Source organism: Erythrobacter sp., from assembly GCF_024305245.1.
GTDB lineage: Bacteria > Pseudomonadota > Alphaproteobacteria > Sphingomonadales > Sphingomonadaceae > Erythrobacter.
This window is the reverse complement of the sequence record NZ_JAMWYX010000001.1, coordinates 227,142-241,690: the sequence shown is the minus strand read 5'-3', so window position 1 is coordinate 241,690 and position 14,549 is coordinate 227,142. Positions and strand designations below refer to the sequence as shown.

The 14,549-nt window shown below is 64.3% G+C and carries 12 protein-coding genes; 5 read left to right on the top strand and 7 right to left on the bottom strand.

The window, feature by feature from the left end; translation table 11 throughout:
• Positions 1–21 precede the first annotated feature (21 nt).
• Complete coding sequence (locus Q0L48_RS01235) at positions 22–1,671, bottom strand: electron transfer flavoprotein-ubiquinone oxidoreductase (protein WP_296716318.1); 1,650 nt, start codon at positions 1,669–1,671, stop codon at positions 22–24.
• A 125-nt stretch (positions 1,672–1,796) separates the two neighbouring features.
• On the opposite strand from Q0L48_RS01235, the gene Q0L48_RS01230 reads away from it, so the two are divergent.
• From Q0L48_RS01230 to Q0L48_RS01215, 4 genes are read left to right on the top strand one after another with little or no spacing between them, the layout of a single operon-like run.
• The gene (locus Q0L48_RS01230) at positions 1,797–2,603 is read left to right on the top strand and encodes a hypothetical protein (protein ID WP_296716316.1); all 807 of its coding nucleotides are present in this window, start codon (positions 1,797–1,799) and stop codon (positions 2,601–2,603) included.
• Positions 2,585–4,357: a lytic transglycosylase domain-containing protein gene (locus tag Q0L48_RS01225; protein ID WP_296716315.1), complete on the top strand. Its 1,773-nt coding sequence runs from the start codon at positions 2,585–2,587 to the stop codon at positions 4,355–4,357. The genes Q0L48_RS01230 and Q0L48_RS01225 overlap by 19 nt, the downstream gene beginning before the upstream one ends.
• Complete coding sequence (gene moaB / locus Q0L48_RS01220; protein ID WP_296716314.1) at positions 4,357–4,887, top strand: molybdenum cofactor biosynthesis protein B; 531 nt, start codon at positions 4,357–4,359, stop codon at positions 4,885–4,887. Before Q0L48_RS01225 ends, moaB begins: the two co-directional genes overlap by 1 nt.
• Before the next feature lie 39 nt (positions 4,888–4,926).
• Entirely contained in the window at positions 4,927–6,024 is a 1,098-nt protein-coding gene (locus Q0L48_RS01215) for a PA0069 family radical SAM protein (RefSeq protein ID WP_296716313.1), read from the top strand.
• A 1-nt stretch (position 6,025) separates the two neighbouring features.
• Here the strand turns inward: Q0L48_RS01215 and Q0L48_RS01210 are convergent, their stop codons facing one another.
• From Q0L48_RS01210 to Q0L48_RS01200, 3 genes are read right to left on the bottom strand one after another with little or no spacing between them, the layout of a single operon-like run.
• Positions 6,026–6,460 carry a DUF1330 domain-containing protein gene (locus tag Q0L48_RS01210; protein ID WP_296716310.1) on the bottom strand — a complete coding sequence of 145 codons (435 nt, stop codon included), beginning with the start codon at positions 6,458–6,460 and terminating at the stop codon, positions 6,026–6,028.
• A gap of 24 nt (positions 6,461–6,484) precedes the next feature.
• Positions 6,485–6,952, bottom strand: coding sequence for a DUF411 domain-containing protein (locus tag Q0L48_RS01205; RefSeq protein ID WP_296716309.1), 468 nt, complete (start codon positions 6,950–6,952; stop codon positions 6,485–6,487).
• Between the two features lie 11 nt (positions 6,953–6,963).
• A complete protein-coding gene (locus Q0L48_RS01200) occupies positions 6,964–8,574 on the bottom strand; it encodes a long-chain fatty acid--CoA ligase (RefSeq protein ID WP_296716307.1) in 1,611 nt (536 codons plus the stop codon).
• 243 nt (positions 8,575–8,817) lie between these two features.
• On the opposite strand from Q0L48_RS01200, the gene Q0L48_RS01195 reads away from it, so the two are divergent.
• Positions 8,818–9,879 (top strand): OmpA family protein, encoded by a 1,062-nt coding sequence (locus tag Q0L48_RS01195; RefSeq protein WP_296716304.1) that lies wholly within the window; start codon positions 8,818–8,820, stop codon positions 9,877–9,879.
• 69 nt (positions 9,880–9,948) lie between these two features.
• Here the strand turns inward: Q0L48_RS01195 and dnaE are convergent, their stop codons facing one another.
• From dnaE to Q0L48_RS01180, 3 genes are all read right to left on the bottom strand, one after another.
• On the bottom strand, positions 9,949–13,557 hold the full coding sequence (gene dnaE / locus Q0L48_RS01190) for a DNA polymerase III subunit alpha (RefSeq protein WP_296716303.1): 3,609 nt from the start codon (positions 13,555–13,557) through the stop codon (positions 9,949–9,951).
• 173 nt (positions 13,558–13,730) lie between these two features.
• Positions 13,731–14,210, bottom strand: coding sequence for a glutathione peroxidase (locus Q0L48_RS01185; protein WP_296716301.1), 480 nt, complete (start codon positions 14,208–14,210; stop codon positions 13,731–13,733).
• 22 nt (positions 14,211–14,232) lie between these two features.
• Entirely contained in the window at positions 14,233–14,520 is a 288-nt protein-coding gene (locus Q0L48_RS01180; protein WP_296716300.1) for a hypothetical protein, read from the bottom strand.
• Positions 14,521–14,549: the final 29 nt, after the last annotated feature.

The following is a 14,549-nucleotide window of genomic DNA, read 5'->3' as shown; positions in this document are numbered from 1 at the left end:
TGACGAAGATGGGCAGCCCCATCACATATTCGGATAATTCGGCCCGCCGCCGCCTTCCGGCGTGACCCAGTTGATGTTCTGGTTGGGATCCTTGATGTCGCAGGTCTTGCAGTGGACGCAGTTCTGAGAGTTGATCTGGAACTTGGGCTCGCCGGTCGCTTCGTCGACCAGCCATTCATAGACCCCTGCCGGGCAGTAACGCGCGGAAGGCCCGCCATATTCGCCCAGTTCGCTGACCTTCTGCAACTCCATGTCGCACACCTGCAAATGGACTGGCTGATCCTCGGCATGGTTGGTGTAGCTGTAGGCGACGTTGGTCAGCTTATCGAAGGTGATGACGCCATCGGGCTTGGGATAGTCGATCTTCGGATAGAGATCAGCGCGGCCCGTGTAGGTGTAATCGGGCTTGTGCTTCATGCTGATGGGCAGGCCGATCTTCAACGTGCGCATCCACATGTCGACACCCGCCAACACCGTACCAAGGTCACCGCCATACTTGGCAACCGCAGGCTGGGCGTTCTGGACCTTCTTCAACTCGTCCGCGATCCAGCTTGACCGCAGCGCCGTGTCATATTCCATCAGCTCGGTTTTTTCATGGCCCGCCGCAATCGCCGCCGCGATGCTTTCAGCCGCCAGCATTCCGCTCTTCATCGCGGTGTGGCTGCCCTTGATCCGGGGCACGTTGACGAAGCCCGCCGCGCAGCCGATCAGCGCGCCGCCGGGGAAGGCGAGCTTGGGCACAGACTGCCAGCCGCCCTCGTTGATTGCGCGCGCGCCGTAGCTGACGCGCTTGCCTCCTTCGAGGATTTCTCGGATCGCCGGGTGCAGCTTCCACCGCTGAAATTCCTGATAGGGCGAAACCCAGGGGTTCTTGTAATCGAGCGCCGTGACGAAGCCCAAGGCCACCTGGCCATTGGCCTGATGGTAGAGGAAGCCCCCGCCCCAGCAGTCGCTTTCGGTCAGCGGCCAGCCCTGCGTGTGGATCACCCGGCCCGGCACGTGCTTGGCGGGATCGATGTCCCACAATTCCTTGATGCCGAGGCCGTAAACTTGCGGCTGGCAGTTGGCTTCCAAATCGAAGCGCTTCTTCATCCGCTTGGTCAGGTTGCCGCGCGCGCCTTCGGCCAGCACGGTGTACTTGGCGTGGATTTCCATGCCGGGGGTGTAATCGCCTTTGTGGCTGCCATCGGCAGCAACGCCCATGTCCTGCGTGATGACGCCCGCGACCCGGCCTTCATCGTCGATGATGACATCGGCGGCGGGGAAGCCGGGGAACACCATCACGCCCAGCGCCTCGGCCTGTTCGGCCAGCCAGCGGGTCAGATTGCCGAGCGATCCGGTATAGCAGCCCTTGTTGCTCATCAGCGGCGGCATGATCGCGTGCGGGAGCGAGGACTTGCCCTTTTCCGACAAGACCCAGTGCCAGTTATCGGTCACCGGGGTTTCCGCCATCGAACAGCCCTGATCGCGCCATTCGGGCAGCAGCTCGTCCAGTGCCTTGGGATCGACCACTGCGCCTGACAGGATATGCGCCCCGATTTCGGAGCCTTTCTCCAGCACGATCACTTCCAGTTCGGCATTGATCTGCTTGAGCTTGATCGCCGCCGCGAGGCCCGCCACCCCGCCGCCGACGATCACGACATCGCAGGGCATTGATTCACGTTCGGTCATGGAAATTCCTGATCCTTGATAGCTTTGGGCGCGTGCGCCGCACATTCCGGCGAATTGCTCTTACAGCCCACTTGCTAACTGGGATTCGGACAGTCAAGACCTGCGTTGGATAGCATGACCCCTTGATGACCCGCCCAGACCTCACCCTTGCGCGCGAATTCGAGGCCGCTTTTGCCTGGTGGCAGGCGGCCGGGGTGGACTGCGACTTTGCCGATGACGCTACGGCGTGGTTGGCGGACGCGGCGGTAGCGCCTGCCGCAATTCCCGACAAAACGCGCGCGGATGCGCGGCGCCAGCCAGCCAGGGCAACCGGCATTGCCGGCAAAGAGGCTGCAATCCCGGCCCACGCCGCACCGCCAACCGACGCGCCCGACCCGCTCCGCCGCGACCTGCTGGGCGAATCGCCCCCAGGCGATTGTGCCGCCTTCCACGACTGGTGGCTCAACGCGCCGGGTCTCGACACCGCGCAGGGCTATCCCCGGATCGCTCCGCGCGGGGAAAAGGGTGCGGCGCTGATGGTGCTGGTCCCGCAGCCCGAGGAGGGCGATCGTGAGCGGCTGCTCGAAGGGCCGCAGGGCCGCTTGCTCGCCAATATTCTCGCCGCGATGGGGCTGGATGAAAGCGCAGCCTACATCGCCAGCGCGTTGCGGTGCCACACGCCAATGGCCGATCTTGCATCGCTGGGCGCCAGCGGCTTGGATGCGGTGACGGCCCATCACGTCGCGCTCGCCGCGCCGCAGCGGCTGCTGGTGCTGGGAACGGCGCTCGGCCCGATGCTGCCCCCCGATGCCGCCAATGGTTTACGCGAAATAAACCACGACGGGCGTAGCGTCCCTGTCTTGGTGAGCGAAACGCTTGAAGCAATGATGGATATGCCCCGGCTCAAGGCCCGGTTCTGGCGGAGATGGATGGAATGGTCGGCCTCTCAATGATGCACGGGCGCATCGCTCTTGCCGGATTGGCGCTCTCTGCAATGGCTCTGCCTGCGGGCGCAGCTGCGCAATCAGGCGATCTGGTCGCGCGCTGGGATAGTGCCGGGCAGGATGCCGGCAGCGTGGCTTCGGTGCTCTCCGCCGAGGATCGCGCGCATTACTCCCAGTTGTTCGCCGCGATCGATGCCGAGCAATGGACGCTGGTCGAAGCGCTGCTGGCCGCCCGTCCCGATGGCGTGCTGACGCCGATGGCGCGCGCCGAATATTACACCCACGCCAACAGCCCCAAGGTTGCGCCCGAACAGATCACCGCATGGTTCGCCGCGGGGGTGGAGCTTCCGCAGGCCGAGCAGATCGCGCGGATGGGCGCCAAGCGCGGGGTCGAATATCTTCCTGCCTTGCCCGCCGAACAGGGCTTCGCCCGCCAGCCTTCCGCGCCCAAGCGGATCCTGCCGCGCACCGTCAATGACGGCACGATGCCCGCCGCGACCGCCTCCGCCATCCTCGAAGCGATCAAGGGCGACAATCCTGCCGAGGCCCAGCGCCTGTTGACCGAGGCCGACTGGCAGCTATCCAGCGATGCCCGCGCCGAGTGGCGCCAGCGCGTGGCGTGGAGCCACTATATCGAGAACAACGACGCCGCTGCGCTCGAACTGGCGCGCATGGTGGCCGAAGGTTCGGGCGAATGGGTGGCCGAAGGCGCGTGGGTCGAAGGGCTGGCCGCGTGGCGGATGGGACATTGCGCATACGCGGGAGATGCCTTTGCCCGCACCGCCGCGCGCGCATCCAATCCCGAACTCGCTGCTGCCGGACATTACTGGGCGCACCGGGCCGCCGTGCGGTGCCGCGAGCCGGATCGGGCGGCGCAGTATCTTTCCGCCGCCGCGCAGATGCACGAAACGCTTTACGGGATGCTTGCCGCCGACCAGCTTGGCGTCGAACTGCCTGCTCACGCCCCGCCCGCTGCCTTCGGGCCGCAGGATTGGGAGCAGCTTTCCTATCGCGGCAATGTCCGCGTCGCCGCTGCGCTGGCAGAGATCGATCGCCCGGCCCTGGCTGACGAGGTGCTGCGCCACGAGGCCAGGATCGGCCCGGCCAGCCAGTATGACGCGCTCGCCCGGCTGGCGCGCGAACTCGGCTTGCCCGCCACCCAGCTGTGGATGGCGCATAATGCGCCTTACGGCACGCGCAGCGATCCTTCGCTGCGGTTCCCGGTCGCGCGCTGGCAGCCGGTGGACGGCTGGCAGGTGGATCCCTCGCTCGCTTTCGCGCACGCGCTGCAGGAATCGAACTTCCGCGCCACTGCTGTCAGCCCCGCCAACGCGCGCGGGTTGATGCAGATCATGCCCGGCACCGCGCGCGACCATTCAGGACGGCTCAACCTGGGTGCGAGCTACGCCGACTTGAACGATCCGCAGGTCAACCTGTCCTATGGCCAGCGCCACTTGGCGATGCTGCGCGATCATCCCGCTACCGGCGGAACGCTGCCAAAAATCATGGCGGCCTATAACGCGGGCCTCACACCGGTCGGCCGCTGGAATTACGAGATCAACGATCAGAACGATCCGCTGCTGTGGATGGAATCGATCCCCTATTGGGAAACGCGCGGCTATGTCGCGATCGTGATGCGCAATTACTGGATGTACGAGCGCGCCGCCGGGGCGGAATCGCCCAGCCGCCGCGCACTGGCGCAGGGACGCTGGCCAGAGTTTCCGCAAGGTCAGACGATCCGCTCGGCACGGCGCGAACCGTAATGGCAATCGACGGGACGCTGACGTTCAAGTCGATCAACATTGCGGTCCTGACCGTGTCGGATACCCGCACGCCGGATACCGACACTTCGGGCGATATTCTCGCACAGCGCGTGACTGGCGCGGGCCACAATCTCGCCGCGCGCGCCATCGTGAAGGATGATGCCGCAGCCCTCGCCGCGCAGTTCGAGGCGTGGATCGACGATCCCGCCATCGACGCGGTCATCAGCACCGGCGGCACCGGCCTGACCGGCCGCGACGTCACGCCAGAGGCGCTGGCGATGATCGCAGACGCGCGCGACATCCCCGGCTTCGGCGAGTTGTTCCGCTGGCTCAGCTTCAAGTCTATCGGCACCAGCACAGTCCAGTCACGCGCCTGCGCGGTGGTGGCACGCGGCACCTACATCTTCGCCCTCCCCGGATCGAACGGCGCAGTGAAGGACGGGTGGGACGGGATCTTGGCCGAGCAGCTCGATAGCCGCAACCGCCCCTGCAATTTCGTCGACCTGATGCCGCGCCTGCGCGAGGCCTGACCCAAAGCGGGGCTTGGCATCGCGATCTTTGTTCCCTAAATGTTTCACGTGAAACATTCCACGGTCAAAGGACGCGGAGCGCAATCTGCAGCGGTGCCGACCCGCTTCGGCCTTGCGACGCGCGAGGTGGACGGCGACTGGCGCGATCATGTCGAGACGCTGGCCAAAGAGGAAGGAGGCCCGCCGGTCAAGCTGCGGACCACGGTGACCGAGGAACGGCCCAAGTCGATCCTCACCTTCAACCAATCGCCCGATGTGCCGTTCGACCGGTCGGTGAACGCCTATCGCGGATGCGAGCATGGCTGTGTTTATTGCTTCGCCCGCCCCACCCACGCCTATCACGACCTTTCGCCCGGCTTGGATTTCGAGACACGGCTGTTCGCCAAGCCGAACGCTGCGGCGTTGCTGCGGGCGACGCTGGCGAAGCGCGGCTACACCCCCAAGCCGATTGCGCTCGGCACCAACACCGACCCCTATCAACCGATCGAGCGCGATTACCGCATCACCCGCGCGATCCTCGAAGTGTGTCTGGAAACGCGCCACCCCGTCACCATCACCACCAAGTCCGACCGGGTGCTGGACGATGCCGATCTGCTGGAGGCGATGGCGCGCGACAATCTGGTGGCTGTGGCGATTTCGGTGACGAGCCTCGATCCGGTCCTATCCGGCAAGCTTGAACCGCGCTGCGCTGCACCTGCCAAGCGGTTGGCGGCGCTGGGCAAACTGGTGGAACTGGGTGTGCCGGTGCATTGCTCGATCTCGCCGATCATTCCCGCGATCACCGATGAATTCATCGAAGGTATCATTGCCCGCGTTGCGGAACTGGGCGTGCAAAGCGTCGGCTGGATTCCGCTGCGCCTCCCCCACGAAGTCGCGCCGCTATTCCGCGAATGGCTCGCCGTCCACTACCCCGAACGTGCGGGCAAGGTAATGAGCATCGTCCGCGATATGCGAGGGGGCCGCGACAATGATCCGAACTTCCACACCCGCTTCAGTCCGAAGGGCGTATGGCCCGACCTGATCCGCGCGCGGTTCAAGGTTGCTTGCAAGCGCGCGGGGATTGGGAAAGCGCGGTTCGAACTGGATTGCTCGCGGTTCATAGCGCCGGAAGTGGGCGGTCAGTTGCGGTTGATTTAGCTCACCCGAACCCTCCGCCAGCCTCTCCCGGCGAAAACCGCATCAAACGGCTGTCCACCAGCGCGGCGGTGCGGTTCACCACCGCCTTCTGGTACTCGGCATCCTTGATCATTTCGAAGAACGCGCCCGCGTTGGGATATTGCGCGACAAAACCGTCGTGCCAGTCCTTGTCCTCCGGCCCGGTCACCATCGTCTGGAACGCGCCGCGCCATACGATGCTGCCGCCGACGCGGGCAAAGATCGGGCCGCTGGTCTTGCCGTATTCCTGATAGGCGCCCCGCCCGCTCCAGCCCTTGCCCGCGTGCTCGTGGCCCTCCGGATATTCGGCGTGGTCGCGGTAGCGCAGCAGGTTGAGCATGTGGATCGGCTCGTCGCGCGGCAGGTCTTTGAATGCCTGAAAATTGGCTGGCGAAGGATCGATGTAGAATTGTGTCATGCGGTGCTTCCTCCCTGCCCTCCATCAGTGTGCGTGCGCAGGCGCGGGGCCGCCGTGGGTCGACCAGATTTTGTGGTGCCCGTCGCGCATGATGAGGACGACGTGGTAACGGTCCATCCGGTCGCCCTGTTCCATCCCCGGCGATCCGATCGGCATCCCCGGCACGCTCAACCCCACCGCATCGGGCCGCTCGGCAAGCAGGCGGCGGATATCCTCGGCCGGGACATGTCCTTCGATCGCATAGCCCTCGACCATAGCGGTATGGCATGATCGCAGATTGCCCGGCACGCCCGCTTCGGTGGCGACGGGGGTTGTGTCGGGCACATCACGCACCTCAAGCGTGAAGCCGGCCGCTTCCATCCGCTCAACCCATTCGGAACAGCATCCGCACCACGGAGTTTTGGCCACTGCGATGACGCTGGCTGCGGCGGACGAAGTGCAGGCGAGCAGCGCGATCGGCGCGAACAGGGCGGCAATGCGCGAACGTTTCATGGGTCTCTCCCTCACGCTTCCAAGGTATACTCGCTGAACCGGTCGCGCAGGTCTTTCTTGCTGATCTTGCCGGTGGCGGTGTGGGGGATGTCTTCGACGAATTCGACCGCATCGGGCAGCCACCACTTGGCGATCAGCGGCTTGAGATGCTCGATGATTTCGCCGCCGGTCACTTCGGCGCCCGCCTTCTTCACCACGAACAGCACCGGGCGTTCGTCCCATTTGGGGTGGGGGACTCCGATACACGCGGCCTCGGCGACGGCGGGATGGCCCGCTGCCGCGTTCTCCAGCTCGACCGAGCTGATCCACTCCCCGCCCGACTTGATCACGTCCTTGGTGCGGTCGGTCAGCTGCAGGGTGCCATCAGGATGCAGGATGCCGACATCGCCGGTGTCGAACCAGCCTTCGTTGTTGGCCGCGTCCCGCTCTGCCTTGAAGTAGCGCCTGATCACCCACGGCCCGCGGATTTGCAGCGCGCCGCTGGTCTGCCCGTCGCGCGGCAGTTCGGTTGCCATGTCGTCGAGATCGACGGTGCGCAGTTCGACGCCGAAGATCGGGCGGCCCTGCATCGCGGTCTTGGCGACCTTCTCTTCAAAGCTGAGCGTATCCCAGTCCCAGGTCGGCCCGCCGACGGTGCCGATCGGGCTGGTTTCGGTCATCCCCCAGGCGTGCTGGACGCGGGTGCCGTTCTTCATCAGCCGCTCGATCATGAACTTGGGCGCAGCCGAACCGCCGATGGTGGCGGCCTTCAGCGGCGGCAGGTCGAGGCCGTTGGCATCGCAATACTGGAAATGCGCCAGCCACACGGTCGGCACGCCGGCGCTGTCGGTGACCTTTTCGCGCAGCATCAGATCGTGCAGCACAGCGGGATCGTTGACGGCGGAAAACACGAACTTGATCCCCGCCATCGCGCCAGCATAGGGCAGGCCCCAGCTTGCGGCGTGGAACATCGGCACCACCGGGAGCATCACCGATGCGCTGGAGAAATTGAACGCCGCAGGCTGCAGCCCCGACATCGCATGCAGAACGGTCGAGCGGTGTTCGTACTGCACGCCCTTGGGATTGCCGGTGGTGCCGCTGGTGTAACAGATCATGCACGGATCGTTTTCGGGCCCGCCGACCCATTCGAAATCGCCGTCCTGCGCGCCGATCCAGCCCTCGAACGCGGGCGCGTGTTCGCCCGAATCGTAGCAGATGTAATGTTCGACCATCGGCCAGCGGCTGCGCATCCGGTCGACAATCGGCTGGAATGCCGCGTCGTAGCACAGCACGCGGTCTTCGGCGTGATTGACGATGTATTCGAGCTGGTCGTCGAACAGGCGCGGGTTCACCGTGTGCAGCACCCCGCCCATGCCCGCGACGCCGTACCAGCTCACCAGATGGCGCGAATGGTTCATGGCGAGGCTCGCCACCTTATCGCCCGGTTTCAGGCCGAGCGCCTGCAGCGCCTGCGCCATTTTCAGTGCATCGCGGCGGATACCCGCCCAATCGGTGCGGGTTTCGCTGCCATCGGCCCAGCGGGTCACGATTTCGCGCGTCGGTGCCTCGCGCGCGGCGTGATCGATCACGTGCGTCACCCGCATCGTCCAGTCCTGCATCGCCCCGAGCTTGCCTGCGGCCATGGTCTCTCTCCTGATATTGCATCCGCCTCGTGGGTCGACAGGCGGTTTGGCCCATTCATGCCTCCGGCAATCCCGCTTGGCAATCGGTTCACCCAATCGCCAGCACAATTCGTCGTAAGTCATTGAAACATTTTTGGCTGATCCCCACTTATGTCGTGCAGGGCGCAACGTATGACGTTGCACCCCGAACCCGCGTTCGAGCAATTCGCAACCGGGGGACTTAATAACTGAGGGAAAATCGAAATGAAGAAGACAGCATTCCTGCTTGTCAGCGCGGCAGCGATCATCGCTGCGCCTGCTCAAGCACGCGACGGTCAGGTATATGCCGGGATCAACGGCGGTATCGTCTTTGAAGATCAGGCAGACGTCGAAAGTGAACCTTTCCGAGGCACGCCTCCCGAAAACGAGGCCCGCATCAATACCGGGACAGGATGGGAAGCGGGCGCGGTGCTTGGCTATGATTTCGGAATGTTCCGGCTTGAGGGCGAAGGCAACTTCCGGAACCAGGATCACGATACGCTCATCATCACCAGTTCCAACAACACCTCCGGCCTCGTGGCGGGCAACCGCTTCGGTCCCGGCAGCACGCAGAAAACCTATAGCGGGATGCTCAACGCCCTGGTCGATATCGGCGACGATGACGGCTTTCAGGTGTTCGCGGGCGGGGGCGCCGGTATTGCCATTGTCGACTTCGAGCTGAGCACGCCGGAGACGGGGATGCTTGCCGACGACACCGATACCACGTTCGCCTATCAGGGCCTGGCCGGGGTCCGCTATGCCGTGACCGAGAATATCGATCTTGGCGTGAAATATCGCTATTTCAGAGCCGACAACGTCAATGTCGACGGGTTCGGCGGTAGCCCGCTCGAAATCGCGTTGGAATCGCATTCGGTTCTGGCGAGCTTGCTGTTCAACTTCGGCGGTTCGGAAGCGGCACCGCCGCCGCAGGCACAGTGCAATACGGGGCCGTACATCGTGTTCTTCGAGTTCGACGAATCCGAAGTCACAGCGGAAGCCGCGACCATCCTCAACAATGCGATCACCGCCTACGCCAATTGTGGTTCGGCGCGGGTGATGCTGGCCGGGCACACCGACACTGTCGGCAGCCAGAGCTACAACATGGATCTCGCCGCACGGCGCAACCAGTCCGTGCGTAACTACATGACCGGTCGCGGCGTGCCGGATGGCCGCATCGCGAGCGAAGCTTTCGGTGAAAGCCAGCCGCGCGTGCCCACCGCCGATGGTGTGCGCGAGCCGCAGAACCGCCGCGTGGAAGTGACCTACGGCCCCGGTTCGGGGATGTAAGGTTCAACAGACCCGATAATCGAAGGAGGGGGCGGAGTGATCCGCCCCCTTTTTCATGCTCTGAACGCCTCAGGCGACGAGGCGCAGGCTCGCTTTGCTTTTCAATGGCGCCAGTTCGACGTCGGTAATCCCCTGCACCTCGGCCAACCGCTCGGCCAGTTCGCCGCTCAGCAGGAAGTTGCGGCCCAGCCGCATCTGCGCGTGCCCGCCGTTTTCGAGCATGATCCGCACCAGCACTTCGCCATTGCCGCGGAACTCGTTATCATCCTCGACATCGAGCGCGATCTTGAGTTCGAGCAGGGCTTCGGCAGTGGCGATGTCGGCCTTCAACTGCATCGGCGTCGACCCGACCACGCCCGCCAGCGGCCGCGCGCCGCGCACAGTCAGACGCGGCGGCTCATCCGGGCTGGGCGCGTCCAGTTCGACCGTCAGCAGCAGGCATTCGCCCTCCTCCGCCCAGCGTTCGAACTGCGGCACCAGCGCCTCTTCGAAACAGGCGGCCGAAAACTGGCCCGAGGAGTCGGAGAAATCCGCGCGCACGAAGGTGCCACCCTTGCGGGTGCGGGCCTTGGTGATGCCTTCGACCAGCACCGCCATCACCGCAGAGCCGCGCCCGCCCGCAGGCGCGCCCGATTCCATCAGGCTCTGGTAAGTGCGTGCCCCATTGGCCGAGGCGACATCGCGATATTGCTGGGCCGGATGGGCAGAGAAATAGAAGCCGAAATTCTCGCGTTCCTTCGCCATCCGGTCGGTGCGGCTCCACGGCTCGCACGCCTGCAACCGCAGATCGTCGCTGGCCGCATCCTCTCCGCCGAACAGCCCGACTTGCCCGCTCGACCGTTCGCGCATCGCCGCATCGGCCACCGCCAGCAGCAGCTCGGCATTGGCGTTAAGCAGCGCGCGATCGGGTTCGAGACTGTCGAGCGCGCCGGCACAGATCAGCCCTTCCAATTGGCGGCGGTTCATGGTGCCCTGCGGCAGGCGTTCGAAGAAATCCTTGAGGCTGGCGAACGGCCCGCTCGCCTCACGTTCGGCGACGATCGACTCCATCGCCTTTTCGCCGACGTTGCGGATACCGGCGAGCGCGTAGCGCACGGCATAGCCCTTCTCGGTCTGCTCGACGCTGAAGCGCGCTTCGGAGGCGTTGATGTCGGGTGCGAGCACCGCGACCCCGCCATCGCCATTCGGATAACGCCGTGCATCGTCGACGAAGATGTTGAGCTTGTCCGACTGGTGCAGGTCGAAACACATTGACGCGGCGTAGAATTCTTCCGGGTAATGCGCCTTCAGCCAGCCGGTCTGATACGCGAGCAATGCATAGGCGGCAGCGTGCGATTTGTTGAAGCCGTAGCCTGCGAACTTGTCGATCAAATCGAACAATTCGTTGGCGCGTTTCGCCTCGATCCCCGAATTCGCCTTGCAGCCATCGACGAACCGGCCCCGCTGGGCGTCCATTTCGGCCTGCACCTTCTTGCCCATCGCACGGCGCAGAAGGTCGGCGTCGCCGAGCGAGTAACCGGCCAGCACCTGGGCGGCCTGCATCACCTGTTCCTGATAGACGAAGATGCCGTAGGTCTCGGCCAGAATGCCTTCGAGCTTTTCGTGCGGATATTCGATCGGGACGAGGCCCGCCTTGCGCTGGCCGAACAGCGGGATGTTGTCCATCGGGCCAGGGCGATAGAGCGAGACGAGCGCGATGATGTCACCGAAATTGGTCGGCTTCACCGCTTTCAGCGTGCGCCGCATCCCTTCGGATTCCAGCTGGAACACGCCGACGGTGTTACCTGCCTTCATCAGGTCGTAGACCGCCGCATCATCCAATGGCAGCGCGCCCAGATCGATAGCGATTCCGCGCCGCCCCAGCAGGTCGACTGCCTTGCGCAGAACCGACAGCGTCTTCAGCCCGAGAAAGTCGAACTTCACCAGCCCGGAGGATTCGACGTGCTTCATGTCGAACTGCGTCACCGGCATATCCGAACGCGGATCGCGGTAGAGCGGCACCAGCTCGGCCAAAGGACGGTCGCCGATCACCACGCCCGCCGCGTGGGTCGATGAATTGCGCGGCATGCCTTCCAATTGCATCGCCAGATCGACGAGCCGCTTTACGTCCTTGTCATTGTCATATTCGCGCTTGAAATCGGCCGCGCCGTTCAGCGTGCGTGGCAGGGTCCACGGGTCGGTCGGGTGGTTGGGCACCATCTTGCAGAGCCGGTCGACCTGCCCGTAGCTCATCTGCAGAATTCGCCCGCAATCGCGCAGCACGGCGCGGGCCTTCAGCTTGCCGAAGGTGATGATCTGGGCCACGTGATCGGTGCCGTATTTGGCCTGAACATAGCGGATCACCTCGCCGCGGCGGGTTTCGCAGAAGTCGATATCGAAGTCGGGCATCGACACGCGTTCGGGATTGAGGAACCGTTCGAACAGCAGACCGAGCCGCAGCGGATCGAGATCGGTAATGGTCAGCGCCCAGGCCACCGCCGAACCGGCGCCCGACCCGCGTCCCGGCCCCACCGGAATGCCTTGATCCTTGGCCCACTTGATGAAGTCGGCCACGATCAGGAAGTAGCCGGGAAACCCCATGCCCACGATCACGTCGATCTCGAATTCGAGCCGACGCTTATAGGTCAGCACCTCGTCCCAGATCCCGTTCGTCCTGAGCATGTCGAAGGACTGTTCTTGTTCTTCGAGTGCTTCGGCAGAAGGCAAAAGCAGGGCTTCGACAAGCTCGGCCCGAACGGTGTCGGGATAGTAGGGCGCCAGCCGTTCAACCAACCCTTTGCGGGAATCCTCCGCCAGCATCCGCGCCTCGCCCGACAAGTCGCCTGCAAGGCTGGGCAGGATCGGCTTGCGGTACGGCGGCGCGAAGGCACAGCGCTGCGCGATGACGATGCTGTTGGCGGTCGCCTCGGGCAGGTCGGCGAACAGTTCCTGCATCATCGCGGCTGATTTGACGAAGGCCTGCGGGTTGGAATGCGGGCGATCCTCGGCCTCGATCTGAGTCGAATGCGCAATGCACAGCATCGCGTCATGCGCGCGGTATTCATGCGGCTCGGCAAAGTTGGCAGGGTTGGTGGCCACCAGCGGGAAGTCGCGGGCATAGGCGAAATCGATCAGCGCCTCCTCGGCCCGCTCGCATACCGGATCGCCCCCGCGCGCCAGTTCGACGTATAGCCGCCCCGGAAACAGCGATTGCAGCGCATCGGCGAGCCGCGCCGCAGCCTCGTGCTGGCCATCTGCAAACAGGCGCGTCAGCCCGCCCTCGCCTGCCCCGGTCAGCGCGATCAGCCCTCCGGTGCGCCCTTCGAGATCGGCGAGCGTGACATGGGGTTCAAGCTCCAGCGGCCGGTCGAGGTGGGCGCGGGACACGAGGTGGCACAGATTGCCGTATCCCTCATCATCCTGCGCAAACAGCGGCAGGTAATCGATTGCGCGCGCGCCGGAACCTTCCACCCCTTCGCGCGCCACGCCCAGTAATGCCCCGATGATCGGCTGCACGCCCTCGGCCTTGCACGCGCCCGCAAAGGCCATGATGCCGTACAGCCCATTGCGGTCGCAGATCGCGATGGCGGGATAGCCGCGTTCCTTCGCCAGCTTGGCAATCCCCTTGGGATCGATCGCCCCTTCGAGCATCGAGAAGGACGACAGCACGCGCAGCGGGACGAAGGGGGCAAAGGGCATGGCGCACACTATGCGGATCGGTGGAGGATTCGCCAAGCGCCCCAAACCGGCTTTTCCGGCACCGCGTCATTGCGAGCGCAGCGAAGCAATCCATGGCCGACCGGGGTCATCTGCGGTTAGGTCAGATCCTGGATTGCCGCGTCGCTTCGCTCCTCGCAATGACGATGGACCGGTTACAGTAGCTTCTCGATGTCCCTGGCGATGCTCGCGGGCGTATCCTGCGGGCCGTAGCGCTTCACCACGTTGCCTTCGCGATCGACGAGAAACTTCGTGAAGTTCCACTTGATCGAGGTCGATCCCATCAGCCCCTTGGCCTCTTTCTTCATCCAGTCGAACAGCGGCGAAGCATTGTCGCCGTTCACGTCCACCTTCGCCATCAGCGGGAAGGTGACGCCGAAATTGACCTTGCAGAACTCCGCGATCTCATCGGCATTGCCGGGTTCCTGCCCGCCGAACTGGTTGCAGGGGAACCCCAGCACCTCGAATCCGCGGTCGTTGAACTGCTGGAACAGCTTCTCCAGCCCGTCATATTGTGGGGTGAAACCGCATTTGCTGGCGGTGTTGACCACCAGCAGCACTTTGCCGAGCTTGGCCGACAGGTCGAGCGGTTCACCGCGATTGGTGGTGACGGTGAAATCGGCAATCGTGGTCATGCATTCCCCCGGTGGGTTGGTATCAACCGGGGTCTTGTGCGGGGAAATCGGGGTGCGAGGCAAGCGCCATTGCTTCATCGGCGGAATATCGCCGGTCGCCGGCCTTTTCGATCGCGTAGTTCCGGCGGGTTTCGGCGGGCATGTTCGCCAGATGGCGAATCATCTCGGCAAAAGTGCCGCGCTGCAATGCCTTGCCCCCGTCGAACACGCCGTCGGCGCCATCGGCGGGATGAAGCGCGGCACGGTCTTTCCAGGCGGTTTCGCCGGTGTTGAGCGTCTCGCCGCCGGATGTGCTGGGATGGTCTGCCATGGTCAAAATCTCCTGCGCGGACAGTGGCG

What these genes read in the sequence shown, in the direction of transcription:
- dnaE (WP_296716303.1), bottom strand. Translation starts at nt 13,557, where the DNA reads ATGCCCTTTGCCCCCTTCGTCCCGCTGCGCGTGCTGTCGTCCTTCTCG.
- Q0L48_RS01180 (WP_296716300.1), bottom strand. Translation starts at nt 14,520, where the DNA reads ATGGCAGACCATCCCAGCACATCCGGCGGCGAGACGCTCAACACCGGC.
- Q0L48_RS01210 (WP_296716310.1), bottom strand. Translation starts at nt 6,460, where the DNA reads ATGACACAATTCTACATCGATCCTTCGCCAGCCAATTTTCAGGCATTC.
- Q0L48_RS01230 (WP_296716316.1), top strand. Translation starts at nt 1,797, where the DNA reads ATGACCCGCCCAGACCTCACCCTTGCGCGCGAATTCGAGGCCGCTTTT.
- moaB (WP_296716314.1), top strand. Translation starts at nt 4,357, where the DNA reads ATGGCAATCGACGGGACGCTGACGTTCAAGTCGATCAACATTGCGGTC.
- Q0L48_RS01215 (WP_296716313.1), top strand. Translation starts at nt 4,927, where the DNA reads ATGTTTCACGTGAAACATTCCACGGTCAAAGGACGCGGAGCGCAATCT.
- Q0L48_RS01225 (WP_296716315.1), top strand. Translation starts at nt 2,585, where the DNA reads ATGGTCGGCCTCTCAATGATGCACGGGCGCATCGCTCTTGCCGGATTG.
- Q0L48_RS01195 (WP_296716304.1), top strand. Translation starts at nt 8,818, where the DNA reads ATGAAGAAGACAGCATTCCTGCTTGTCAGCGCGGCAGCGATCATCGCT.
- Q0L48_RS01205 (WP_296716309.1), bottom strand. Translation starts at nt 6,952, where the DNA reads ATGAAACGTTCGCGCATTGCCGCCCTGTTCGCGCCGATCGCGCTGCTC.
- Q0L48_RS01235 (WP_296716318.1), bottom strand. Translation starts at nt 1,671, where the DNA reads ATGACCGAACGTGAATCAATGCCCTGCGATGTCGTGATCGTCGGCGGC.
- Q0L48_RS01200 (WP_296716307.1), bottom strand. Translation starts at nt 8,574, where the DNA reads ATGGCCGCAGGCAAGCTCGGGGCGATGCAGGACTGGACGATGCGGGTG.
- Q0L48_RS01185 (WP_296716301.1), bottom strand. Translation starts at nt 14,210, where the DNA reads ATGACCACGATTGCCGATTTCACCGTCACCACCAATCGCGGTGAACCG.